Annotated in this window: 20 protein-coding genes; 9 read left to right on the top strand and 11 right to left on the bottom strand. The window is 72.8% G+C overall.

Annotation, left to right across the window (positions count from 1 at the left end; genetic code table 11):
- Positions 1 to 20: 20 nt before the first annotated feature.
- On the bottom strand, positions 21 to 833 hold the full coding sequence (locus ACI3EY_RS07800; protein ID WP_405040024.1) for a hypothetical protein: 813 nt from the start codon (positions 831 to 833) through the stop codon (positions 21 to 23).
- Complete coding sequence (locus ACI3EY_RS07795) at positions 784 to 1,770, bottom strand: ComEA family DNA-binding protein (RefSeq protein ID WP_405040023.1); 987 nt, start codon at positions 1,768 to 1,770, stop codon at positions 784 to 786. Before ACI3EY_RS07795 ends, ACI3EY_RS07800 begins: the two co-directional genes overlap by 50 nt.
- Before the next feature lie 154 nt (positions 1,771 to 1,924).
- On the opposite strand from ACI3EY_RS07795, the gene ACI3EY_RS07790 reads away from it, so the two are divergent.
- Genes ACI3EY_RS07790 through ACI3EY_RS07775 form a run of 4 tightly spaced genes read left to right on the top strand, consistent with a single transcriptional unit; the run spans position 1,925 to position 5,526 of the window.
- Entirely contained in the window at positions 1,925 to 2,656 is a 732-nt protein-coding gene (locus ACI3EY_RS07790; protein ID WP_405040022.1) for a response regulator transcription factor, read from the top strand.
- Positions 2,657 to 2,658: 2 nt separating this feature from the next.
- On the top strand, positions 2,659 to 4,206 hold the full coding sequence (locus ACI3EY_RS07785; RefSeq protein WP_405040021.1) for a sensor histidine kinase: 1,548 nt from the start codon (positions 2,659 to 2,661) through the stop codon (positions 4,204 to 4,206).
- Positions 4,203 to 5,108 (top strand): Sir2 family NAD-dependent protein deacetylase, encoded by a 906-nt coding sequence (locus tag ACI3EY_RS07780; RefSeq protein WP_405040020.1) that lies wholly within the window; start codon positions 4,203 to 4,205, stop codon positions 5,106 to 5,108. Before ACI3EY_RS07785 ends, ACI3EY_RS07780 begins: the two co-directional genes overlap by 4 nt.
- A gap of 55 nt (positions 5,109 to 5,163) precedes the next feature.
- Positions 5,164 to 5,526 (top strand): PRC-barrel domain-containing protein, encoded by a 363-nt coding sequence (locus ACI3EY_RS07775; protein WP_405038815.1) that lies wholly within the window; start codon positions 5,164 to 5,166, stop codon positions 5,524 to 5,526.
- A gap of 66 nt (positions 5,527 to 5,592) precedes the next feature.
- Here ACI3EY_RS07775 and lexA read toward each other — a convergent pair whose 3' ends face one another.
- Positions 5,593 to 6,312, bottom strand: coding sequence for a transcriptional repressor LexA (gene lexA / locus ACI3EY_RS07770; protein ID WP_405040019.1), 720 nt, complete (start codon positions 6,310 to 6,312; stop codon positions 5,593 to 5,595).
- 260 nt (positions 6,313 to 6,572) lie between these two features.
- On the opposite strand from lexA, the gene ACI3EY_RS07765 reads away from it, so the two are divergent.
- Entirely contained in the window at positions 6,573 to 6,959 is a 387-nt protein-coding gene (locus ACI3EY_RS07765; RefSeq protein WP_405040018.1) for a LysM peptidoglycan-binding domain-containing protein, read from the top strand.
- A gap of 7 nt (positions 6,960 to 6,966) precedes the next feature.
- Here ACI3EY_RS07765 and ACI3EY_RS07760 read toward each other — a convergent pair whose 3' ends face one another.
- The 3 genes from ACI3EY_RS07760 to ACI3EY_RS07750 all read right to left on the bottom strand — a co-directional run bounded on the left by ACI3EY_RS07760 (position 6,967) and on the right by ACI3EY_RS07750 (position 10,981).
- Complete coding sequence (locus ACI3EY_RS07760; RefSeq protein WP_405040017.1) at positions 6,967 to 7,602, bottom strand: hypothetical protein; 636 nt, start codon at positions 7,600 to 7,602, stop codon at positions 6,967 to 6,969.
- Positions 7,603 to 7,676: 74 nt separating this feature from the next.
- Positions 7,677 to 10,259 (bottom strand): glycoside hydrolase family 65 protein, encoded by a 2,583-nt coding sequence (locus ACI3EY_RS07755; RefSeq protein WP_405040016.1) that lies wholly within the window; start codon positions 10,257 to 10,259, stop codon positions 7,677 to 7,679.
- An 8-nt stretch (positions 10,260 to 10,267) separates the two neighbouring features.
- Complete coding sequence (locus ACI3EY_RS07750) at positions 10,268 to 10,981, bottom strand: HAD family hydrolase (RefSeq protein ID WP_405040015.1); 714 nt, start codon at positions 10,979 to 10,981, stop codon at positions 10,268 to 10,270.
- 65 nt (positions 10,982 to 11,046) lie between these two features.
- On the opposite strand from ACI3EY_RS07750, the gene ACI3EY_RS07745 reads away from it, so the two are divergent.
- On the top strand, positions 11,047 to 13,185 hold the full coding sequence (locus tag ACI3EY_RS07745; protein ID WP_405040014.1) for a RecQ family ATP-dependent DNA helicase: 2,139 nt from the start codon (positions 11,047 to 11,049) through the stop codon (positions 13,183 to 13,185).
- Between the two features lie 43 nt (positions 13,186 to 13,228).
- On the opposite strand, the gene ACI3EY_RS07740 is transcribed toward ACI3EY_RS07745, so the two are convergent.
- The 4 genes from ACI3EY_RS07740 to ACI3EY_RS07725 all read right to left on the bottom strand — a co-directional run bounded on the left by ACI3EY_RS07740 (position 13,229) and on the right by ACI3EY_RS07725 (position 18,098).
- Entirely contained in the window at positions 13,229 to 14,029 is an 801-nt protein-coding gene (locus tag ACI3EY_RS07740) for a CPBP family glutamic-type intramembrane protease (protein ID WP_405038808.1), read from the bottom strand.
- Between the two features lie 41 nt (positions 14,030 to 14,070).
- Complete coding sequence (locus ACI3EY_RS07735) at positions 14,071 to 15,369, bottom strand: VOC family protein (RefSeq protein ID WP_405040013.1); 1,299 nt, start codon at positions 15,367 to 15,369, stop codon at positions 14,071 to 14,073.
- A gap of 108 nt (positions 15,370 to 15,477) precedes the next feature.
- Complete coding sequence (locus ACI3EY_RS07730; RefSeq protein ID WP_405040012.1) at positions 15,478 to 16,506, bottom strand: LLM class flavin-dependent oxidoreductase; 1,029 nt, start codon at positions 16,504 to 16,506, stop codon at positions 15,478 to 15,480.
- 209 nt (positions 16,507 to 16,715) lie between these two features.
- Positions 16,716 to 18,098: an HNH endonuclease signature motif containing protein gene (locus ACI3EY_RS07725; protein WP_405040011.1), complete on the bottom strand. Its 1,383-nt coding sequence runs from the start codon at positions 18,096 to 18,098 to the stop codon at positions 16,716 to 16,718.
- A gap of 87 nt (positions 18,099 to 18,185) precedes the next feature.
- Here ACI3EY_RS07725 and ACI3EY_RS07720 point away from each other — a divergent pair, with 87 nt between their 5' ends.
- Genes ACI3EY_RS07720 through ACI3EY_RS07710 form a run of 3 tightly spaced genes read left to right on the top strand, consistent with a single transcriptional unit; the run spans position 18,186 to position 20,679 of the window.
- Entirely contained in the window at positions 18,186 to 19,280 is a 1,095-nt protein-coding gene (locus ACI3EY_RS07720; protein ID WP_405040010.1) for a sensor histidine kinase, read from the top strand.
- Positions 19,277 to 19,882, top strand: coding sequence for a response regulator transcription factor (locus ACI3EY_RS07715; protein WP_405040009.1), 606 nt, complete (start codon positions 19,277 to 19,279; stop codon positions 19,880 to 19,882). The genes ACI3EY_RS07720 and ACI3EY_RS07715 overlap by 4 nt, the downstream gene beginning before the upstream one ends.
- A gap of 41 nt (positions 19,883 to 19,923) precedes the next feature.
- On the top strand, positions 19,924 to 20,679 hold the full coding sequence (locus ACI3EY_RS07710) for an SDR family oxidoreductase (protein WP_405040008.1): 756 nt from the start codon (positions 19,924 to 19,926) through the stop codon (positions 20,677 to 20,679).
- 19 nt (positions 20,680 to 20,698) lie between these two features.
- On the opposite strand, the gene ACI3EY_RS07705 is transcribed toward ACI3EY_RS07710, so the two are convergent.
- On the bottom strand, positions 20,699 to 21,225 hold a 527-nt coding region (locus ACI3EY_RS07705; protein WP_405040007.1), incomplete at its 5' end, for a hypothetical protein.

Raw genomic sequence — 21,225 nt, 5'->3', positions numbered from 1 at the left:
ATCGACACAGACAATCCCCTCTAGACCTTGCTCCCGCTGACGGCGGACAGGTGGGTCATCCCGGTGTCGCGCATGGCCTGGGTGAGGTCCGGCGGGGTCAACGAGGTGTCCCCGATGACCAGACCGGGGACCAGTCCCCGAGGGTCGGTCGGCAACGGGCCCACCGCGGTGCGGAAGCGGTCCCGGACGTGGTCCACGCCGCGTAGCAACGCCAGGGGCTCACCGGCCGTCTCCGGGGGACCACGCGGTGTCAGCACCGCTACCGCCCGCTGGCCCGGCTCGGCGGGTGCCCACCGCCCCTGTGTCAGCACCTCGCTGCGCCAGCGGGCCTGCGCCCAGGCCGGGTCGTCGGCGAAGACCACCACCGGCGTCCGCGGGGTGCTCACCTGCCCCCGGGACCGTGCCTCCAGCACGGTCGCCTCCAGCACCACCAGCGGTTGCCGTTCGTCACCGCGGGCGATCACCCGTGGCTCGGTGGTCACCAGCAGCCGGGCCTGGGTGACGGCACCCTGCGCCGCCCAGTCCGGCACCGGACCGCTCCGGGCCGCGGCCAGGTGCAGTGCCCCGGACCCGCAGACGAGCGCTATCGCGGCGCCGGCGAACCCCAGCACCAGCACGCGGTCCCTCACCCGCGTGCGCAGGCCCAGGCAGGCCAGCGCGGTGAGAGCGGCACCGGCCGCCACCATTCCGGCCACCCACGGCGGGTGGGGGAGCACCGCGACCAGGACGGCCCACGCGAGCAGAGCGGGCAGGAGCAGCCGCAGGTCGAGGCGGCGGGCCTCCTCACCCACCGGCCCGGACCAGCGGTGCCAGCTGCTCCAGGGTGCGCTCACCGATCCCGCTCACCTCGAGCAGCTCGGTGGGATCGGTGAAGCGGCCGTTCTCGTCCCGCCAGGTCAGGATCCGTCCGGCGGTGACGGGGCCGATGCCGGGCAGCTCCTCCAGCTGCGCCTGGGTCGCCGTGTTCAGGTCCAGCGGGACCACCGGCCCGGTCCCGGGGGTGGTGCCCGAACCCCCTGGGCCGGCGGCCGTCCCGGTCCCGCCCTGCGCGGGTGCCGGCGCCAGGGCGGGCGGGTCCTCGCCGGGGGCGCCCACCCATACCTGCTCGCCGTCCAGCAGTGCCCGCGCCAGGTTCACCGAGCCGGCGTCCGCGGCGTCGGTGAACCCACCGGCGGCCTGCACCGCGTCCCCCACCCGGGAGCCGGTGGGCAGCTCCACCACGCCGGGGGCCTGCACCTCGCCGACGACGTGCACGATCACCGTCTGCGGGCCGGTGGTCGGGGCGTCCCCGTGGGTGCCGCCCGGAGCGGCGTCCCCGCCGGGTTCCTCGTCCGGCGCGTCACCGTGACCTGCCTCCTGCGCACCGCCCGACTCGCCCGACGTGCCCGGCCCGTCCGGCGGTGCCCCGTCGGCGTCGTCCTGGGACCAGCCTGTCGCCTCACCCACCGGCACCGCGCTCGCCTGCTGCTCCACCCACCACCAGCGCACCCCGAGGGCCAGGCAGCCGACCAGCGCCAGCAGCAGCAGCCCCCGGACCGCACGGGCACCGACCCCGAGGTCGGCGGCCCGCAACGACGCGGGCAGCGTGACCAGACGGGGCGCCGTGCTGTCGGGGGCAACGCCGTCGGGGACGACCTCGGCCACGTCGTCGAGGTCCATCACCTCGCGGGGGTCCGGCCCCGTGCCCGGTGCCCGGTCCGGGGGCGTCAGCAGCATCCTCGCCGGTCGGTGCCTCCCCTCGTGGGTCGGGGTGCGGGCCTGCGGATCCATGGCAGCACGCTAGGCAGCCCGGTGGTCCCGGAGAAGGTGCCGCCGCACATCTGTGGACGGCCGGCCGGTGCCGTCCAGGATGTGGACGGCCCGGCACAGCGCACGCACAGGTGGCGTACAGGGCGCATACCGGCTGGCAGGATGGACTTCCACCATGGTCACCTCACCGGCGCCCCCGCTGACCCGGCTGGACGGCAGCCCCGTCCGGGTCCTCGTCGTCGACGACGAGCCCCAGCTGACGGAGCTGCTGTCGATGGCGCTGCGGTACGAGGGCTGGCAGGTCCGGGCGGCGGGGACCGGGACCGAGGCGGTCCGGGCGGCCCGTGAGTTCGGCCCGGACGCCGTGGTCCTGGACATGATGCTGCCGGACGTCGACGGGCTGGAGGTGCTGCGCCGGATGCGCGCCGAGGACCCGGGCGTCCCGGTGCTCTTCCTCACCGCGCGGGACGCCGTCGAGGACCGGGTCGCGGGCCTGACCGCCGGCGGCGACGACTACGTCACCAAACCGTTCAGCCTGGAGGAGGTGGTGGCCCGGGTCCGGGCGCTGATGCGGCGCACCGCCGTCACCGCCGCCTCCAGCTCGGTGCTCGTCGTCGGCGACCTGACCCTGGAGGAGGACAGCCACGAGGTGCGTCGCGCCGACGAGGAGATCCAGCTCACCGCGACCGAGTTCGAGCTGCTCCGCTTCCTCATGCGCAACCCCCGCCGGGTGCTCTCCAAGGCGCAGATCCTGGACCGCGTGTGGCACTACGACTTCGGCGGGCAGGCCAACATCGTCGAGCTCTACATCTCCTACCTGCGCAAGAAGATCGACCACGGACGGGAGCCGATGATCCACACCATGCGCGGTGCGGGCTACGTCCTCAAGCCGGCCGCGGGATCCTGAGGGTGAGCCTGCGACGGCGCTCCCTCCGGGCGACGATCGTCGGCTCCGTGCTGGCCACCTTCGCGGTGCTGCTGCTGCTCTCCGGGACGTTCACCGTGCTCGCCCTGCAGCGCTCGCTGGTGGGGCAGCTGGACCGCGACCTGGAGCTGGCCTCCGCCCGGGACCTCGCCCTCGTCCAGCAGTATGCCGAGCGTCCCGGCTGGGCGCAGGAGCTGGGGCCCGAGGGCGGTCCAGGGGAGGGGCCGGACGTGCTGCGGGCGGCACCCGGGGGCGCCGGGCGCAGCCTCAACCTGGTGCTGAGCACCGAGGAGAGCGGCACCGTCGAGGTGCTCCGCAACAGCGTCGTGACCGCCGACAACACGACCGGGTCGCTGGCCGACGACCAGCTGGCCGGTGTGCTGGAGCAGGCAGGGGAGAGCCGGGTCGGTGAAGGGACCCCGCAGGTCTTCAGGACCACGATGGAGCTCGGCCCGGACATCGGCGAGTACCGGGTGCAGGTCGTGGAGCTGGGAGGGACGCCGGAGGGGGCACAGGGCCAGACCTCGGTGGTCACCGGCCTGCCGCTGTCCGGCGTGGCCGCGACGACCCGGCAGGCCGTCTGGATCCTGGTGCCCACCGGGCTGCTGACGCTGGCGCTGGCGGGGGTGGGGTCGGCATACCTGGTGCGCCGAAACCTGGCCCCGCTGGACCGGGTCGCGGCCACCGCGCGCAGGGTCTCCGAGCAGCAGCTGGCGCACGGCGAGGTGGCGGTCGCGGACCGGGTGCGGCCGGACGACACCGACCCGGCCACCGAGGTCGGCCAGGTCGGGCTGGCCCTCAACAACCTGCTGGACACCATGGAGGCGGCGCTGTCCGCCCGGCACGCGAGCGAGCAACGGGTCCGCCAGTTCGTCGCGGACGCCTCGCACGAGCTGCGGACCCCGCTCGCCTCGATCCGCGGGTATGCCGAGCTGTCCCGCCGCGAGACCGAGCCCGTCCCGGAGCCGGTCCGGCACGCGCTGCACCGGGTGGAGTCGGAGTCGTTGCGGATGCAGGGGCTGGTGGAGGACCTGCTGCTGCTGGCCCGGCTGGACGCCGGGCGCCCCCTGGAGCGGGACCAGGTCGACCTCACCCTGGCCTGCCTGGACGCCGTCGGGGACGCCCGGGTGGCCGGTCCCGAGCACGTCTGGGCGCTGGAGCTGCCGGACGAGCCGGTGGAGGTCGTCGGTGACGAGGCTAGACTCCGACAGGTGCTGGGCAACCTGCTGACGAACGCGCGCACGCATACCCCGGGGGGCACCACCGTCACCACCAGGCTGCGACGCCACGCAGGCACCGTGCAGCTGGTCGTGGCCGACGACGGGCCGGGCGTGCCGGAGCCGTTGCGCCCGACCGTCTTCGAACGCTTCGCGCGCGGCGACGACTCCCGCTCGAGGGCGGCCGGGAGCACCGGGTTGGGGTTGTCGATCGTGTCGGCCGTGGTCCGTGCCCACGGGGGCGGCGTGCGGGTCGAGTCCGAGCCGGGTCGGACCGAGTTCGTGGTGCAGCTGCCGGCCGGTGGTGCGCCGTGAGCGGGCAGCAGCCGGCACGGGTCGGCCCGATGGACCTGTCCCTGACGATGCCGCCCCCGACCCGGATCGACGAGGACCGGTACCAGCGGGCCCGTGACCTGCTCGCCGGTGGCGCGGTGGTGGCGCTGACCGGGGCGGGGATGTCCACCGCGAGCGGGATCCCGGACTACCGGGGACCGGATGGCACCCGGCGGGTGACCCCGATGCAGCACGGCGACTTCGTCACCTCCGCGGAGGCGCGCCAGCGCTACTGGGCCCGTGCCTACGCGGGCTGGAGCAGGTTCGCCGGGGCCAGCCCCAACGCGGCGCACCGCGCCGTCGCCGACCTCGAGGCGGCCGGGCTGCTGAGCCACGTGATCACCCAGAACGTGGACGGGCTGCACCAGCAGGCCGGCTGTCGACGGGTGCTCGAGCTGCACGGCACCCTGACCCGGGTGGTCTGTCTCGACTGCGGGGAGCCCACCGGACGCGGGCAGGTGCACGAGTGGCTGGACGTCGCGAACCCGGGCTTCCTGGCCCACGTGGACACCGCCGGCGAGGTCCGTCCCGACGGTGACGTCGCCCTGCCCGAGGACCTGGTGGCGGGTTTCCGCACGCCCAGGTGCTCGGTCTGCGGTGGCGACCGGCTCAAGCCGGACGTGGTCTTCTTCGGCGGCTCGGTGCCGCGCGAGCTGGTCGAGGTGGCCTTCGAGCTGGTGCACGAGGCCCGGTGCCTGCTCGTGCTCGGGTCCTCGCTGCGGGTGATGAGCGGCTACCGGTTCGTGCGGCGGGCGGCGCGGGAGGGCATACCCGTGGTGGTCGTGACCCGCGGTCCCACCCGGGGGGACGCCGAGGCCACCGTGCAGCTCGACGCCCTCGTCGGGGACGTCCTGGGTCGGCTGGTCACGGACCTGGGTCGCTAGGCTGACGGCGACCACCCGGCCGGGGCCGGGGGACCGCACGGTCCGGGTCGCCCACGTGCAGGACGAGACGGACGAGGAGGTCGTCGTGGTCAGCTACGAGCAGCTCGGCGAGCTGTACGACGCCGAGGTCGTGGACCAGGACGGTCACAAGGTGGGCCGGCTCGACCAGGTCTACCTGGACAACGGCACCGGGGAACCGGCCTGGATCACGGTGCGCACCGGCTTGCTCGGCGGCCGGAAGATCTTCTGCCCGGTCGCCAACGCCGTCGTCGAGGACCGACAGGTGCGGGTGCCCTACCCGGTGGAGATGCTCAAGGGGGCGCCGGAGATCGCGTGCGACGGGCACCTCAACGAGGACGAGGAGGAGGAGCTCTACGACTACTACGCCGTGGAGGAGGGGCCGGCCCCCTCGGCATGACGCGACGACGCCCGCCCCGGCCAGAGGATGGAGGGGCCGGGACGGGCGCCGCGATCGTGGAGCCGCTCAGACGCGGCGCAGGACCGCCGTCACCTTGCCGAGGATCACGGCGTGGTCACCGTCGATCGGCTCGTAGGCCGGGTTGTGCGGGATCAGCCAGGTCTTGCCGTCCCGGTGGCGGTAGGTCTTGACGGTGGCCTCGTTGTCCAGCATCGCCGCGACGATCTCCCCGTTGACCGCGGTCGGCTGCCGGCGTACCACGACCCAGTCCCCGTCGCAGATGGCGGCGTCCACCATGGAGTCGCCGACCACCTTCAGCAGGAAGAGCTCGCCGTCCCCGACCAGCTGACGGGGGAGGGGGAAGACGTCCTCCACGGCCTCCTCGGCCAGGATCGGGCCACCCGCCGCGATCCTGCCGACCAGCGGGACGTAGGAGGGGCGGGGGCGGTCGTCGCCGATCCCGGTCTCGTCGAAGCCGGCATCCGGCGCGGTCGCACCCTCGCCGTCACCGCGGCGGTAACCGGGGCCTTCGCCGCCGGGGTGCACGACCTCGATGGCGCGCGGACGGTGCGGGTCGCGGCGGAGGAAGCCCTTGCGCTCCAGCATCTTCAGCTGGTGCGCGACCGAGCTCGGTGAGGTCAGTCCGACCGCGTCCCCGATCTCACGCAGGCTCGGCGGGTAGCCGCGGTGGTCGATCGCGTCCCGGATGACGTCCAGCACACGGCGTTGCCGGTTCGTCAGCGCCGCGCCGCCGTCCCGGTCCGGCATCTCGTGGATCGTGGCCATGCTCTCCATCCCCTTGCTCGGGTCCCACCCTCGGCGTCCCTCGTGCGGTCCGGTGCTGAGGCATCGTCCCTGGTCAGAGGGTATGTCAGTGGCGGGTGGTTGAGTCCCTGACATGAATACAGCCTACGGGGGCACGACACCGGAGGCAAACACCTGTTCGGCCCGCGTGTCGACATGCATCGTACGGGTGTGCTACACATGGAACAGACGTGCTATCGGACAGCTGTCCGGTGAGCACCGCCACGAGGAAGGTGATCAGCATGAGCACTGCCACCGCGAGCTTCATCTCCGTCCCGCTGCCCGAGGTCGGGCGCGGATGGAGCACGTCCACCCGCAGGGTGGTCGCCACGTCCCCGGCCGGGACGTCCTCGCTCCACCTGACCCGGCGCGGTCGGTTGGCGATCACGGCCACGGTCGCGCTGGCGGTGGCCGTGCTCGCGGCGACGCTCTTCAGCGTCGGCGTCATGGGCCCGGCGAGCGCGGCGTCCTCCGTCGTCGTGGAACCGGGCACCACGCTCTCGCAGGTCGCGCAGGAGCACCTGCCCGGACTGCCGCTCAGCCAGGCGATCGCCGACATCCAGCAGGCGAACCGCCTGAGCGGTACCTCGATCGCCGTGGGTCAGGAACTCGTCATCCCCGGTCGCTGACCGGTTGTCAGGAGCCGGACGGGCGCGGCGCGTCCACCGGTGTGTCCGAGTCCCCGTCCACGTCGCCGCCCAGCGCGTCCCACACGACGGGCAGCTGCTCGGAGGGCATGAAGTAGCCCGCGAGATGCGGGTCGAACATCAACCCGCCGATGCCGGCCTCGCTGTAGGTCTGAGCCGAGTCGACCACCTCGGCGGGTGCCAGGGCGATCGCCCGTAGGTCCTCGTCCGCGCCGATCATCTCGTTCTGCACGGCGAAGTGCCGGGCCCGCTCCGCGCTGGTGAACGTGAGCAGCATCAGCTGGTCGTCGATCTGGGCCGCTGCGGGAGACTCCGCACCGGGCTCGCCGACCGCGACGAACCACCAGTGACCCAGGTCCATGGTGGCCCGCCAGAGCGCGGTCATCCCCTCCTGGTCGTGCGGTCCCGCGACGCGCGCCGCCAGGATGTCGGTCTCCGTCTCCTCCGGGTCCGCCAGCATCCCCAGTCGGGTGGTGGAGGGCCCCGGGCGAGGGGCCGAACCGTCCGCCGCCGGGTCCGTGCCGTGCTGCGAGCCCGTGTCCTTCTTCGGCCGCCGACCCTCGTAGATCGACTCGCGAGGCTGGTCGGAGTCCCCCTGGAACGGCATGTCGGTCGGGTCAGTCATGCCCCCATCCGACCACAGCGCCCCGCACGGGCCAAGCCGGACGCGGGGCGCCGACCGTCAGCGGCACCTCATCCTCAGGGGTGGGCCGTCGGCGGGTCCTCGGTGTGGGGCCGGTTCACCGGTGCCGAGGGGCCGTCCTCGGCCCCGTCGGTCGCGGACCAGCTGTGCGGGACCACGCCGCTGCGGGACGCGCCGTCCGCGGACCGGTGGGTGGGTATGCCGCTGGCCACCGCGGGCGCCCGCGGGCCGCCTGCGCGCCGGGGCCCGTGCCCGTCGAGCTCCACCCGCACCTCCTCGCTGCCGACATGGACCGTGCTGCCCCGCACGCTCAGGTCGACGGGTCCACCGACCTCGACCGCGAGCAGCACCGCCTGCTGTCCGACGGTGACGCGCAGCCGGGACCCATGCCAGCGCATACGCCAGGTGATCCCGGTCCAGGAGTCCGGGAGCCGCGGGTCGAGCGTCAGCTCCCCGTCGTGGTCACGCATCCCGCCGAAGCCCGCGACCAGGGCGCTCCACACCCCACCGGTGGAGGCGACGTGCACCCCGTCGGAGGCGTTGCCGTGACCGTCCGCGAGGTCGACGAAGAGGCCGGCGTAGAAGTAGCGCAGCGCCAGGTCGTGGTAACCGACCTCGGCCGCGACGATCGACTGGACCACCGCGGACAGGGTGGAGTCCCCGGTGGTGATCGGGTCGTAGTAGTCGAAATCGGCCAGCTTCTGCTCGGCCGTGAAGGCGTCCCCGGCGAGGTAGAGCGCCAGCACGACGTCGGCCTGCTTGAGCACCTGGAAGCGGTAGATCACCAGCGGGTGGTAGTGCAGCAGCAGCGGCCGGGTGTGGGCGGGCGTGGCGTCCAGGTCCCAGACCTCACGCTCCAGGAAGTGGCTGTCCTGGGGGTGCACGCCGACGGTCTTGTCGTAGGGGATGTGCATCCCGTCCGCGGCGTGCTCCCAGGCCGTGACCTCGGACTCCCCGAGACCCAGCCGGGCCATCACCCGGTCGAACTGCCGGGGGTCCGCGTCCCGCAGCTCCCGGACACCCTCCACGGCGGCGCGCAGGTTGAGCTGAGCCATCACGTTGGTGAACAGGTTGTCGTTGACGATCGTCGTGTACTCGTCCGGGCCGGTGACGGCGTGGATGTGGAACTGCCGGGAGCCGTTGCTCTGCCAGAAGCCGAGGTCGGCCCACAGCCGGGCCGTCTCGACCAGGATGTCGACGCCCTGGTCACGCAGGAACTCCACGTCCTCGGTGGCCCGGGCGTACTTCATCAGCGCATAGGCCACGTCCGCATTGATGTGGTACTGCGCGGTGCCGGCCGCGAAGTAGGCCGAGGCCTCCTCGCCGTTGATGGTGCGCCAGGGGAAGAGCGCGCCGTGCTGGGACATCTCGGCCGCCCGCCGCCGCGCGGACTCCAGCATCCCGTGCCGGAAGCGGAGCGCGTTCCGGGCCGCCTGCGGGTGCGTGTAGACCAGGAACGGCAGCACGTAGCACTCGGTGTCCCAGAAGTAGTGCCCGCCGTAGCCGGAGCCGGTCAGCCCCTTGGCGGGGATGCCGTGGGAGCCCGCCCGCAACGACGCCTGGCCGAGCTGGAAGAGGTTCCACCGGACCGCCTGCTGCAGGTGCGGCTGGTCCGGGATCTCGACGTCGGACTCCGCCCAGAACCGCTTCCAGGTGCCGGCGTGCTCGGCCTGCAGCTCCGGCACCCCGCGCACCACGGCGCGGTCCAGGGTGCGGGCGCAGCGGTCCGCCAGCTCTCGGGGCGGGACCCCGCGGGAGCTGTGCACCGCGACCAGCTTCTCGATCCGCACCGGCTGTCCTTCGCGGGCGTCCACCCGGAAGACGTGCTTGGCCAGGTCCGGCTCGACGTGCTGGCGCTGGGTCCAGGCGTTGTCCGTCTCGACCCGGTGCTCGGCCATCGTGGCGATGGTCATCCCGGAGTTGTGGCAGCGGTAGCCCAGTAGCAGGCGCTCGCCGCGGCTCTCGTGCAGCACCGGGTCGAGCACCCGGTGCTCGAAGGACTCCGCCTTGCGCGGGTCCAGCCCCTCGCCCATCGCGGCGCTGGTGACGTGGTACTCGTCCGAGCCGTCCTGCCGGTTGAGGATCTGGCTGGAGATGTCCAGGGCGGCGTGCCCGTCCAGCATCTCCACCTCGAAGGTCATCACGGCCAGGTGCCGCTCGACGACGCTGGTCATCCGGGTGGAGGTGATCCGCACCCGCTTGCCGGCGCTGGTGCGCCACACCACGGAGCGGCGCAGCAGGCCGTCCCTGAAGTCGAGGCGCCGCTCGTACTCGTCCAGGTCGGCGGTCGAGAGCAGCAGCGGCTCGTCGTCGACGTAGAGCTTGATGGTCTTCGGGTCCGGGACGTTGACGATGGTCTGCCCGACCCGGGCCAGGCCGAAGGCCTCCTCCGCGTGCCGGATCGGCCAGGTCTCGTGGAAGCCGTTGACGAAGGTGCCGTGCGCGTAGGTGTCCCGGCCCTCCTCGACGTTCCCGCGCAGCCCCAGGTAGCCGTTCGAGACGGCGAACAGGGTCTCGGTGACACCCAGGTCGCCTCCCTCGTAGGCGCACTCGGTGAACGACCAGGGGTCGAGCGGGAAGCGGGTCCGGTCCAGCGGGTCGACGGGCGGGGGCGGGCGGTGGTCGGAGGTGGGTGGCACGCCCCGCCTCAGATCAGCTCGGCGAGGTCGCTCACGACCTCGTCGGCACCCGCGTCGAGCAGGACCTGACGCCCTGCCCCCCGGTCGACGCCGATCACCCGGGCGAACCCGCCGGCGGCGCCGGCCTGGACACCGGAGACGGCGTCCTCGACCACGACGCACCCGGCCGGGTCGTGACCCAGCTGCTCGGCGGCATACCGGTAGGTGTCCGGGCGGGGCTTGCCGGGCAGCTGCTCACGGGTGGCCACGGTGCCGTCGACGAGCACCGGGAACCGGTCGGTGAGACCGGCGCTGCTCAGCACGACCGGTGCGTTCTTCGAGGAGGAGACGACGGCCATCGCGATGCCGCGCTGCTCCAGCGCCTCGACGAGGCGCAGAGAGCCGGGGTAGGCGCGGATGCCCTCACCCTCCAGGACCTCGTTGAAGATCTCGTTCTTGCGGTTGCCGAGACCGCAGACGGTCTGCCGCTCCGGCGGGTCGCTCGGCTCCCCCTGGGGCAGGTCGATGCCGTGCGCGTCGAGGAAGGACTGCACCCCCTCGTAGCGGGGCTTGCCGTCGATGTAGGCGAAGTAGTCCTGGTCGGTGTAGGGCGACATGGGGTTCGGCTGCTGGTCGAGGACCCGGGTGAACATCACCTCCCAGGCCCGCATGTGGACGGTTGCTGTCGGGGTCAGCACACCGTCGAGGTCGAACAGCACTGCGGTCACGGGGTCCCAGTTCACCGCCCAAGCGTAGGACAGGTGGGCGGGGCGTGGGGTGCGTCGGGGGTCGGGTCTACCGTCGGGGTATGCAGCAGGTGGAGCAGGAGCAGTTGTCCGGCGCGGCGCGCGCGGCACTTCGACGGTTGGTGGGCCGGGAGGACGCCGACTTCCGCGACGGCCAGCTGGAGGCGGTGCAGGCCCTGGTGGAGGAGCGGGCCCGGGTCCTGGTGGTGCAACGGACCGGGTGGGGGAAGTCAGCGGTGTACTTCGTCGCGACCGCGTTGCGACGGGCCGCGGGCGCTGGCCCCACCGTCATCGTCTCGCCGCTGCTGGCGCTGATGCGGGACCAGATCGCCGCCGCCGGACGGGCGGGGGTGCGCGCGGTCACGATGAACTCGGCCAACGCCACCGAGTGGGACGAGGTGCGGGCCGCGCTCGCCGCGGACGAGGTGGACGTGCTGCTGGTCAGCCCGGAACGCCTCAACAACCCCCGCTTCCGGGAGGAGCAGCTGCCGGACCTGGCCAGCAGGTGCGGCCTGCTCGTGGTCGACGAGGCGCACTGCATCAGCGACTGGGGGCACGACTTCCGGCCCGACTACCGGCGGATCAGGACGCTGCTGGACGTGCTGCCCGAGGGCACCCCGGTGCTGGCCACCACGGCCACCGCCAACGAGCGGGTGGTCGAGGACGTGGTCGAGCAGCTGGGTGTCGGGGGACGCGGGGTGCGCACGATCCGGGGGCCGTTGGCCAGGTCGTCGCTGCGTCTGGGCGTGCTGCCCCGGTTGACGCCCGAGCAGCGTCTGGGGTGGCTGCTGCAGCACCTGCCGTCGCTGCCCGGCAGCGGCATCGTCTACTGCCTCACCGTGTCCGCCGCCGAGGACGTCGCCGAGGCGCTGCGGGCGGCGGGGCACGACGTGGCCGCCTACACCGGTCGCACCGACCCCGACGACCGGGAACGGCTGGAGGGGGCCCTGCGGGACAACAAGGTGCGTGCGCTGGTGGCGACCAGCGCGCTGGGGATGGGGTTCGACAAGCCGGACCTGGGCTTCGTCGTGCACCTGGGGGCGCCCAGCTCGCCGGTCGCCTATTACCAGCAGGTGGGCCGTGCCGGGCGCGCCACCGAGCGGGCCGACGTGCTGCTGCTGCCGGGCTCGGAGGACCGTGACATCTGGAACTACTTCGCCACCGTCTCGATGCCCCGGCAGGACCAGGCGGACGCGGTGCTCACCGCGCTCGCGGAGTCCGGCCGGCCGATGTCGACGCCCGCCCTGGAGACCGTCGTCGACGTGCGCCGCACCCGGCTCGAGCTGCTGCTCAAGGTGCTCGACGTGGACGGCGCGGTGGAGAAGGTCCAGGGCGGCTGGACCGCCACCGGCCAGCCCTGGGTCTACGACCGGGAGAGGTACACCCGGGTCGCCGAGGCGCGGGTCCGGGAGGCCGAGCTGATGGTCACCTACCAGCAGACGGAGGGCTGCCGGATGGCCTTCCTGCAGGAGTGCCTGGACGACGCGACCGCCGCACCCTGCGGACGGTGCGACCGCTGCGCCGAGCCCTGGTATCCCACCGACATCCCCGAGGGAGCGGTCGGTGCCGCCCGGGACCGGCTGGGCGCGGTGGGCGTCGCGGTCGACCCGCGCGGACAGTGGCCCAGTGGTATGCCGCGTCTCGGCGTCGAGGTCAAGGGGCGCATCCCCGAGGCCGAGCAGGCCTCTCCGGGCCGTGCGCTGGCGCGGTTGTCCGACCTGGGATGGGGGCAGCGGCTCCGGGCGGTGCTCGAGGCCGGGACGGCCGGCCCCGAGTCCGCGGGGGAGCCCGTCCCGGACGAGGTCACCCAGGCGGTGGTGCAGGTACTGGCCGGCTGGGGCTGGCTCGAGCGCCCCGTGGGGGTGGTCGCCATGCCGTCCCGCCGGCGGCCGGCAGTGGTCGGGTCGTTGGCGGAGCAGATCAGCCGGATCGGCCGCCTCCCGCTGCTGGGCACCCTGGACCTCGCGCACGGGGGACCGGTGGGCGAGCCCGGGGGCAACAGTGCCTTCCGGCTCGCCAACGTCTGGGACCGCATCGTGGTCGGGCCCGAGCTCGGGCAGGCCCTGGCCTCGGCCCGAGGCCCGGTGCTGCTGGTCGACGACGTGGTGGACTCCCGCTGGAGCATCACCGTGGCTGCTCGTGCGCTGCGCCTGGCCGGGGCCGACGGGGTGCTGCCGCTGGTGCTCGCGGTGGAGGGCTGAGAGGGCGGTCGCCGGGTCGGGCGTCTCGTAGCAGCCCGGTCGGCTAGTAGAGGAAGAACGGGAAGAAGGTGCGGTCGTGCGCGTGCACGATCGCCAGGAAGACCACCGCGTCGAAGAGCAGGTGGATCAGGACCACGTACAGCAGCGACTTGGTGCGGGTGAAGATGTAGCCCTGCAGCAGGGCGAACGGCACCGTCAGCAGCGGACCCCAGGACTGGTAGCCCAGCTCCCACAGGAACGACACGAAGATCGTGGCCTGGAGGATGTTCGCCTGCCACATCGGGAAGTGGCGGCAGAGCAGGGCGAAGCACACGCACATGAAGAAGAGCTCGTCCCACAGGCCGACCGCGTTGACCCCGACGAAGAAGCGGCCGAACTCGCTGGCCGTCTCGATCGGCGGCCAGTTCTGGTAGCTGCCGGAGCGGATGAAGTAGACCGGCAGGATGAGGTAGCCCAGCACCGGGACCGCGACGATGTAGGACCACTGGAACCTGGTCCACCGCCCGCCGGTGAACCACGGGAAGAGGATCGCCTGGCGGCGGTAGACGAGACGGTCCACCAGGACCGGGACCGCGACCGCTGCGGTGAGCACGAAGCCCAGCAGGAAGAACCGGTCCCAGCTGATGTCCGCCGCGACCGAGGTGGTGGACACGATCCCGATCCCGAGGGCGATCAGCAGCAGGTCCCGGAAGAGCTCACGGTGCAGGAAGAACGCGCCGACCAGGCTGGCGACGAGGACGGCATACCCCGGCAGCTGCAGGTGGATGCCGAACAGCAGGACCGCGGACACCGCGACCCCAACGGCGGGCAGCACCTTCAGTGCTGGAGAGGTGGTGTGCGGCACACCAGCAGAGGGTAGTCGACCGGCGAGCGGGGGCCGCCCGGTCAGCCGGACGCCGCCTGCCAGGCCTCCTCCCGACCCACCGAGAACGTGAGGTCGACCTCGTTCCCCTCCGGGTCGGCCAGGGTCCACCACTCGGGCGACTCGGGGTGGCGGACGACCCGGCCACCAGCGGCCAGCGCCGCGTCCACCCGTGCCCGGGCCTGGTCGTCCGGAAGGAAGACGTCGACGTGGAGGCGGTTGCGCTGGGCCCGTCGGGCGGTGTCGGTGGCGTCCAGGTCCTGGAAGACCACGGGCATGCCGAGGCCGCGGGGGTCGACGATGTCGGTCACCCCGGCACGGGGGTCCGGCTCGTAGCCGAGGGCGGCGACCCAGAACCGACGCACGGCGGGGATGTCGACGGCGTCGACGACGACCTGGACGAAGCCCGGCCGGGCCGGGTCGGCGACCAGGCCCGCGGCCCTGGCCACCTGCTGGACCCGCGCCGCCAGCGCTCGGTAGCCGTCGTTCATCTCCCAGGCGTCTTTGGCGGTGCCGAGGACCACCAGGTCCGCACGGACGTCGATGCCGAGCGGCAGCCCGGCGGCATCGGCGAGATTCGCCACCGCGGTGACCAGCGCCGCCGCGTCCTCGGGTGAGGAGGTCGGGTACCCGGCGACGGCCGCGAAGAGCAGCCGCCAGTCCTCGGTCCCGGGGGCGTCCCAGCGGTCCGATCCGGGCTCGAGCGGGAGCAGGTCGGCCTCGTTGCCCTCGGCGTCCGTGACCGTGGCGTGGTAGCCGTGCGCCGCGACGCGTGCCCCCAGGCCCGGCGCAGCCTCCACGGTCGCGGCCCCGATCTCCTGCGCGCGGGCGATGTCGAGGTGCAGCCGGTTCCGCAGGGGCCGCGGCGCGTCCTGGTCCTGGAACCAGATGGGCGGGGTCCGACGCTGGGGGTCGACCAGGTCGTCCTCGCTGCGTGCATACCCGAGTGCGGTCTGCCAGAACGGCATGACCGCCTCCTGGTCGAGGGTGTCCATCGTCAGCTGCACGTCCTGGACAGCGCTCGGATCCGGCATCAGACCCAGCTCCTGGGCCGCTGCGGAGATCCGGGCCGCAAGGGCGAAGTGCTCGTCGGTGAACCCGCCGTCGGGGTAGGGGATGCGCACCTGCACACCGCGCTCGCGCACGTCGATGTCAACCGCGCCACGCGGTGCCGTGGTGAGGACCCGTGCGGCCACGTCCGCTCCGGCCCGGTGCGACGAGGTCACGAACCAGGCGTTCGCCCCCGCTCCGAGCACCCTCCAGTCGCGGGTGCCGTCCGCCAGCTGGAACTCTCGGGCCGTCAGGATCCGCGGGGTGCTCATGCGTGCACTCTGACACCGTCGCGGGTCCGACCGCAGGAGACGGAGGACGGTTCCAGCTCGGTCCCGGTCAGGATCTGTCCGCAGAGAGGCGTCCGGGGAGGGGGCGTCTCAGGCGGCGGACATCCCCCACGCCTCGGCCAGCATCCGATAGCTGCGGCGGCGCATCTCGGGGTCGAAGGTGTAGGTGGTGACGATCAGCTCGTCGAGCTCGTGCGCCTCGGCGAACTCCTCGAGCATCGGCACGACCGTCTCGGCGGTGCCGACCATCTTCACGCTCTGGTGCGCGTCGGCCAGCGGCAGCAGCTCCATGGGCACGACCGAGGCCAGCGACTCCACCGGCGGGTCCAGGGGCGCGGGCTGGCCGGAACGGATCCGGATCGCCATCAGCTGAGCGGTGGTGAAGAGGTATTCGGCCTCCTCCTGGGTGGGTGCGACGAGCACGTTCACCCCGGCCATCGTGGTGGGCCGGTCCACCTGCGCCGTGTCCGCGTCGGCCCGGAAGCGGTCGCGGTAGAGGCTGAGGGCGTCGCGCAGCTGGTCCGGTGCGAAGTGGGAGGCAAAGGAGAACGGCAGCCCCAGCGCCGCCGCGACCTGCGCGCCGCCGGTGGAGGATCCCAGCATCCACAGCGGCACCTGGGTCCCCTCACCCGGGAGGGCGCGGACGCGCGCTCCCTCGCGGGGCGCCCCGAGGTATGCCTGCAGGTCCGCCACCTCGCTCGCGAAGTCGGGCAGATGGCCGCTGGTCCGGGTGAGCGCGGCTGCGGTCATCGGGTCGGTGCCCGGGGCCCGCCCCAGACCGAGGTCGAAGCGGTCGCCGTGCATCGTCGCGAGCGTGCCGTAGTACTCGGCGACCATCAGGGTGGAGTGGTTGGGCAGCATCACGCCGCCCGAGCCGAGCCGGATGCGCTCGGTGGCGTGCGCGACGTGCCCCAGCAGCAGGGAGGTCGCCGAGGACATGAACGCCTCGGACCCGTGGTGCTCCGCCATCCAGAACCGCCGGTACCCGAGCTCGTCGGCCTCCCGGGCCAGGGCGACCGACTCCTCGATGGCGACGGCCGGGGTCATCCCCTGCGAGCGGGGGACCAGGTCGAGGACGGACAGGGGGACACGCGTCGAGGAGGAGCTCGGGGAAGGCATGGTGGGGACAACGCCCGGCACCGGACGGGTATGCCCCACGGCCTCTGGTCGACTCGGTCCCGCCCCTGCCCCTGCGCCTGCCCCTGCCCCTGCGCCTGCCCCTGCCCCTGCGCCTGCCCTTGCTCCTGTGCCTGCCTCTGTCTACCCCTCGTTGGCTCAGGGCGTGGTGGTGTGGCCGGCCGGTGGGGGTCGGCGGTGGGGCGGGGTGTTCAGGTGTGCCAGCGGACGGTGCCGCCGGTGATGGTGGCGTGCAGGTCCAGCTGGTGGACGAGGGTGTGGTGGCGTCCGCAGAGCAGGGCCAGGTTGGTGGTGTCGGTGTGTCCGCCGCGGGCCCAGCCGTGCAGGTGGTGGCTGTCGCACCACTGCGGTGGGGCACTGCACCCGGTGAACGTGCACCCGCCGTCGCGGGCGGCGAGAGCTTTCCATTGCCCGGGGGTGGCGTACCGGGCGGTGCGGCCCAGCACCAAGGGTTCTCGGTCGGTCGACAGCCACACGGGTGTCACGTCCGCCGTGCACGCCAGCTCCGCGGCCTGCCGTGCTGGGACGGACGCGCCGGTCGCAGTGGTCGCGGGGCCGGTCGGTGTCCCGGTGGCCTGGTCGAAGGGGATCATCAGGATCACCGCTGCCCGTGCGCTCGAGGGCGCCGCACCCGGGCGGGACAGGCCCCGACCCACCACGGCCAGCAGCGCGTCGAAGCGGCGCTGGCCCGGGGTCCGCGCATCGGGCTCACCACCGGGGCCGGGGGCGGGTGCGGCGAGGTGAGAGGTCAGCACCCCGTCCAGGGTGGCTGCGGCACTGTCGGGGGCATCGATCGTGAACCGGGTCAGACCCGGGCCCACGTTCCGGTGGGTGATGGTCCGCAGCTCGTGCGCTGCCCGCTCCCGCTCACCCGGTACGGCCTCGATGAGCAGGTCGTGCACCAAGCGGTGGCACACCACCGCCAGGTCCCGATCGGCCAGGTCGACCCGTGCCGCAGCGGCCGTGGCGAGGTCGGTGTACGCCTGGCGTTGGTCCGGGTCCAACGACGACTCCAGGCGCAGCAACGTACGCGCCACGACCGCGCCGCGGTGCACCGCGACCTCACCCGCGGTGACCGCGTCGGCCAGCACCGCGCCCGTCGGGCTCGCCCCGAGCCGGGCCAGGACCATCACCCGGGACGCGGCCTCGGCACTCAACCACGGGATCCGTACCCGCAGCCAGTCCACCAACGACAACCCGACCTGGGTGTGCAACCCCCGCCCGTACGCCTCCCGGGCCAGGGTGAACGCGACCGCCTCAGCCTGGGCCTGGACCCGCCCGGCCTCCTCCAGGCACGCCACGAGCTGCTCATCCAGGACCTGCACCACCTCATCCCCCGACAGGCTCGCCCGTCGCAACCCCCGCCGTGCGCCGTCCAGACCGCCCTGCACCTCACGCGCCGGCAGATCCCCACACCCACCCCGCAACGAGGCGACCACGTCATCCATCACCAGCCGAAACTCATCCCCGTCCAGCCCCTCATCCCACCGGGCGTCGTCCACCCCAGGATCCACCCCGAACCCGGCCACCGACACGTCACCCGCGCCGCCGCCTACCCCCCTGAGAACCTCCATACCTCAACCAACCACACCCCACCGACAGACCCGTCCGGATGACACCTGTCACGGCGCCGCAGTCCCTCCCGGTGAGAGGCTGACCGCATGAGAGCGGCGGATCCCCGGCAGGACGCCTGGGCACGGTGGGGGTGGATCTTCGGCGGGATCTGGTTGTTCTTCTTCCTCTTTCCGCTGGTGGAGATCTGGACCTCCGACCGAACCCTGGTGTGGCAGCTCGTGCCGACCGCGGTCATCGTGGCCTTCGCGGCCGTGTACGTCGCGACCCTGCGCAGCACGGTGTCCCGTGTCTCGGACGGTCGGCACCGCTCCGCCGCCCGACGCGGCCTGCTCGGCCTGGGCGTCCTGCTCGTGCTCGCCCTGATGCTCGCGCTGATGATCGGCTCCAACGCGATGACCGCGCTGCCGTTCCTCGTCTCGATGCCGGTGTTCTTCCTTCCCTGGAGGGCCGTCTGGACGACCTCGCTCGGCGTCCTCGGGGTGGCCGTGGTCGGCAGCACCTGGGCGTGGGGGTTCTGGCCGAGCTCGATGCTCTGGGGCATCTCGGTGCTGGTGCTCGGGATCAGCGTCCTCAGCCGCTACCTGGAGGAGCATCAGGAGTCAGCGGCCGAGACCAAGGGCCAGCTCGCGCTCACCGAGGAGCGGGAGCGCGTGGCCCGTGACGTCCACGACGTGCTCGGCCACTCCTTGACGGTGGTCACCATCAAGGCCGAGCTCGCCCAGCGTCTCGTCGACGTGGACCCGGAGCGGGCCAAGCAGGAGATGGCCCAGGTGCAGGACCTGTCCCGGCAGGCGCTGGCGGAGATCCGCGCCACCGTCGGTGGGCTGCGGATCGCCCGGCTCGCGGACGAGGTCGAGGCGGCCCGGGTCGCGCTGACGGGGGCCGGGATCGAGGGCGTGCTGCCCCCGGACGTGTCGACGGTCGACCCGCGGCACCGGATCACGGTCGCCTGGGTGCTGCGGGAGGCGGTGACGAACGTGGTGCGGCACAGCCGGGCGCATACCTGCGTCGTCGAGCTCGGCGAGTCCTGGTTGCGGGTCAGCGACGACGGTCGCGGCCTCGGCGACGGGCCGGAGGGCAACGGGGTGCGCGGACTGCGGGAGAGGGTCGAGCAGGCGGGCGGCTCGCTCTCGCTGGGTCCGTCGTCCGAGGGCGGCACCGTGCTGGAGGTGAAGCTGTGATCCGGGTCCTGCTCGCCGACGACCAGGCGCTGGTCAGGGGCGCGCTGGCGGCGCTCCTGGACCTCGAGCGCGACATCGATGTGGTCGCGCAGGTGGGGCGTGGGGACGAGGTCGTGGAGGCGGTGCGCAGCGCCCACCCGCAGGTATGCCTGCTCGACATCGAGATGCCCGGGCTCGACGGGATCGCGGTGCTGGGGGCGTTGGCGGAGTCGGGCTTGCCGACCCGGGCCCTGATGGTGACCACGTTCGGGCGGCCCGGGTACCTGCGGCGGGCGATGGACGCGGGGGCGCGGGGCTTCGTGGTGAAGGACACCCCGGCGTCTGAGCTCGCCGAGGCGGTGCGCCGGGTGCACGCGGGGGTCCGGGTGGTGGACCCCACCTTGGCGACGGAGTCCCTCATCGGCGGACCGAACCCGCTGACCGAGCGTGAGCGTGAGGTGCTGCGGCAGGCGCTCGACGGTGCTCCGGTGCAGACCATCGCCTCACGGCTGTTCCTCTCGCCCGGCACGGTGCGCAACTACCTGTCCTCCGCGATCGGCAAGACCGGGTCGACCACCCGGGTAGAGGCGGCCAAGTTCGCGGAGGACCGCGGCTGGTTGTAGCTCGACCGCCCGCGCCCGGTCGCGACCTGGGAGGGTGAGGTATGCCTTTTCGCCAGAACGTCCTGATCACCGGCGCCAGCAGCGGGTTGGGGGAGGAGATGGCCCGTCAGTTCGCCGCCCTTGGGCACGACCTGGCGTTATGCGCCCGCCGGACCGACCGGTTGGCGACGCTGCGGGAGGAGATCCTGACGGCATACCCGGGCGTGCGTGTCGTGACGAAGGCGCTGGACGTCACCGACGACGAGCAGGTGTTCACGGTGTTCGAGGAGTTCCGGGCGGAGCTGGGCACGATCGACCGCGTGGTCATCAACGCCGGCCTCGGCAAGGGCGCGCCGCTGGGGACGGGAAAGCACCACGCCAACCGGCAGACAGCGATGACGAACTTCATCGGCGCCCTCGCCCAGGCCGAGGCGGCGATGACGATCTTCCGCGCGCAGAGCTCCGGACACCTCGTGATGGTCAGCTCGTTCAGTGCGTTGCGTGGGCTGCCGCGGCAGATGGCGACGTATGCCGCGACGAAGGCGGGGGTCGCGCACCTGGCGGAGGGGTTGAGGGTGGAGCTGCACGGCACGCCCATCGCGGTCACCGTTCTCTACCCCGGATACATCGTCAGCGAGATGAGCGAAGGCGCGACGACGGGCAACCGGCTGATGTCGAGCACCACGCGTGGGGTCACGGCGATGGTGTCAGCGATCGAGAAGGAGAAGGCGCGGGCGTACATCCCGGCCATGCCGTGGACGGCGCTGGCGCCGGTGATGAAGCGGGCGCCGATCCCGGTCTTCAAGCGGATGCTCTGAGAGCCGCCGGGTCGGCTGCTTAATTGGTGTAGAGGCGGTTGCGCGAGGTCAGCACCTGCAGCGGACTGCTGGGACCTTCGATCACGGCACTGCTCGGGATGGTGGTCCAGGAGCCGCCGTCCACGCTGACCTCGCCGCCGTACTCGACGGAGATGTAGGGCGCGATGTCCGCGGCAGCCGTGTAGTCGTGGGTGATGTCGCCGTCGGGGTACGGGCCCCCGAGGCTGGTGGTGGGGCCGATGCTGGCTCCGTCGCCGGTGACATAGGTGGCGCCGATGAGGGTCGGTCGGATGCGGACCTCGTGGCCCACGATCGTCGTGGTGTCGATGTCCTGCGGTGCGTACCCCTCCTCGGGCCATGCGAGCTCGAAGTAGACGGGGAGGTTGACCAGGGTCCGGCCGTCCGGCGGCTGGATCACCGTCTGGGGGAGGGCGAACGCGGTGCGGTGGAACTGCTCGACGATCATCGCCTCGGTGACTTCCTCGGCGGGTTCGCCGGAGCGGGCGGGGACCGAGTCCGTGAAACAGGTAGGCGCCAACTCCTCCC

The organism is Serinicoccus shuyuelongi, from assembly GCF_045032955.1.
GTDB lineage: Bacteria > Actinomycetota > Actinomycetes > Actinomycetales > Dermatophilaceae > Ornithinicoccus.
Note: the sequence above shows the minus strand (reverse complement) of the source record. Positions and strands in the feature narration are given on the sequence as shown.

What these genes read in the sequence shown, in the direction of transcription:
- ACI3EY_RS07720 (WP_405040010.1), top strand. Translation starts at nt 18,186, where the DNA reads ATGAGAGCGGCGGATCCCCGGCAGGACGCCTGGGCACGGTGGGGGTGG.
- ACI3EY_RS07760 (WP_405040017.1), bottom strand. Translation starts at nt 7,602, where the DNA reads ATGACTGACCCGACCGACATGCCGTTCCAGGGGGACTCCGACCAGCCT.
- ACI3EY_RS07765 (WP_405040018.1), top strand. Translation starts at nt 6,573, where the DNA reads ATGAGCACTGCCACCGCGAGCTTCATCTCCGTCCCGCTGCCCGAGGTC.
- ACI3EY_RS07735 (WP_405040013.1), bottom strand. Translation starts at nt 15,369, where the DNA reads ATGAGCACCCCGCGGATCCTGACGGCCCGAGAGTTCCAGCTGGCGGAC.
- ACI3EY_RS07795 (WP_405040023.1), bottom strand. Translation starts at nt 1,770, where the DNA reads ATGGATCCGCAGGCCCGCACCCCGACCCACGAGGGGAGGCACCGACCG.
- ACI3EY_RS07730 (WP_405040012.1), bottom strand. Translation starts at nt 16,506, where the DNA reads ATGCCTTCCCCGAGCTCCTCCTCGACGCGTGTCCCCCTGTCCGTCCTC.
- ACI3EY_RS07725 (WP_405040011.1), bottom strand. Translation starts at nt 18,098, where the DNA reads ATGGAGGTTCTCAGGGGGGTAGGCGGCGGCGCGGGTGACGTGTCGGTG.
- lexA (WP_405040019.1), bottom strand. Translation starts at nt 6,312, where the DNA reads ATGGCCACGATCCACGAGATGCCGGACCGGGACGGCGGCGCGGCGCTG.
- ACI3EY_RS07790 (WP_405040022.1), top strand. Translation starts at nt 1,925, where the DNA reads ATGGTCACCTCACCGGCGCCCCCGCTGACCCGGCTGGACGGCAGCCCC.
- ACI3EY_RS07710 (WP_405040008.1), top strand. Translation starts at nt 19,924, where the DNA reads ATGCCTTTTCGCCAGAACGTCCTGATCACCGGCGCCAGCAGCGGGTTG.
- ACI3EY_RS07745 (WP_405040014.1), top strand. Translation starts at nt 11,047, where the DNA reads ATGCAGCAGGTGGAGCAGGAGCAGTTGTCCGGCGCGGCGCGCGCGGCA.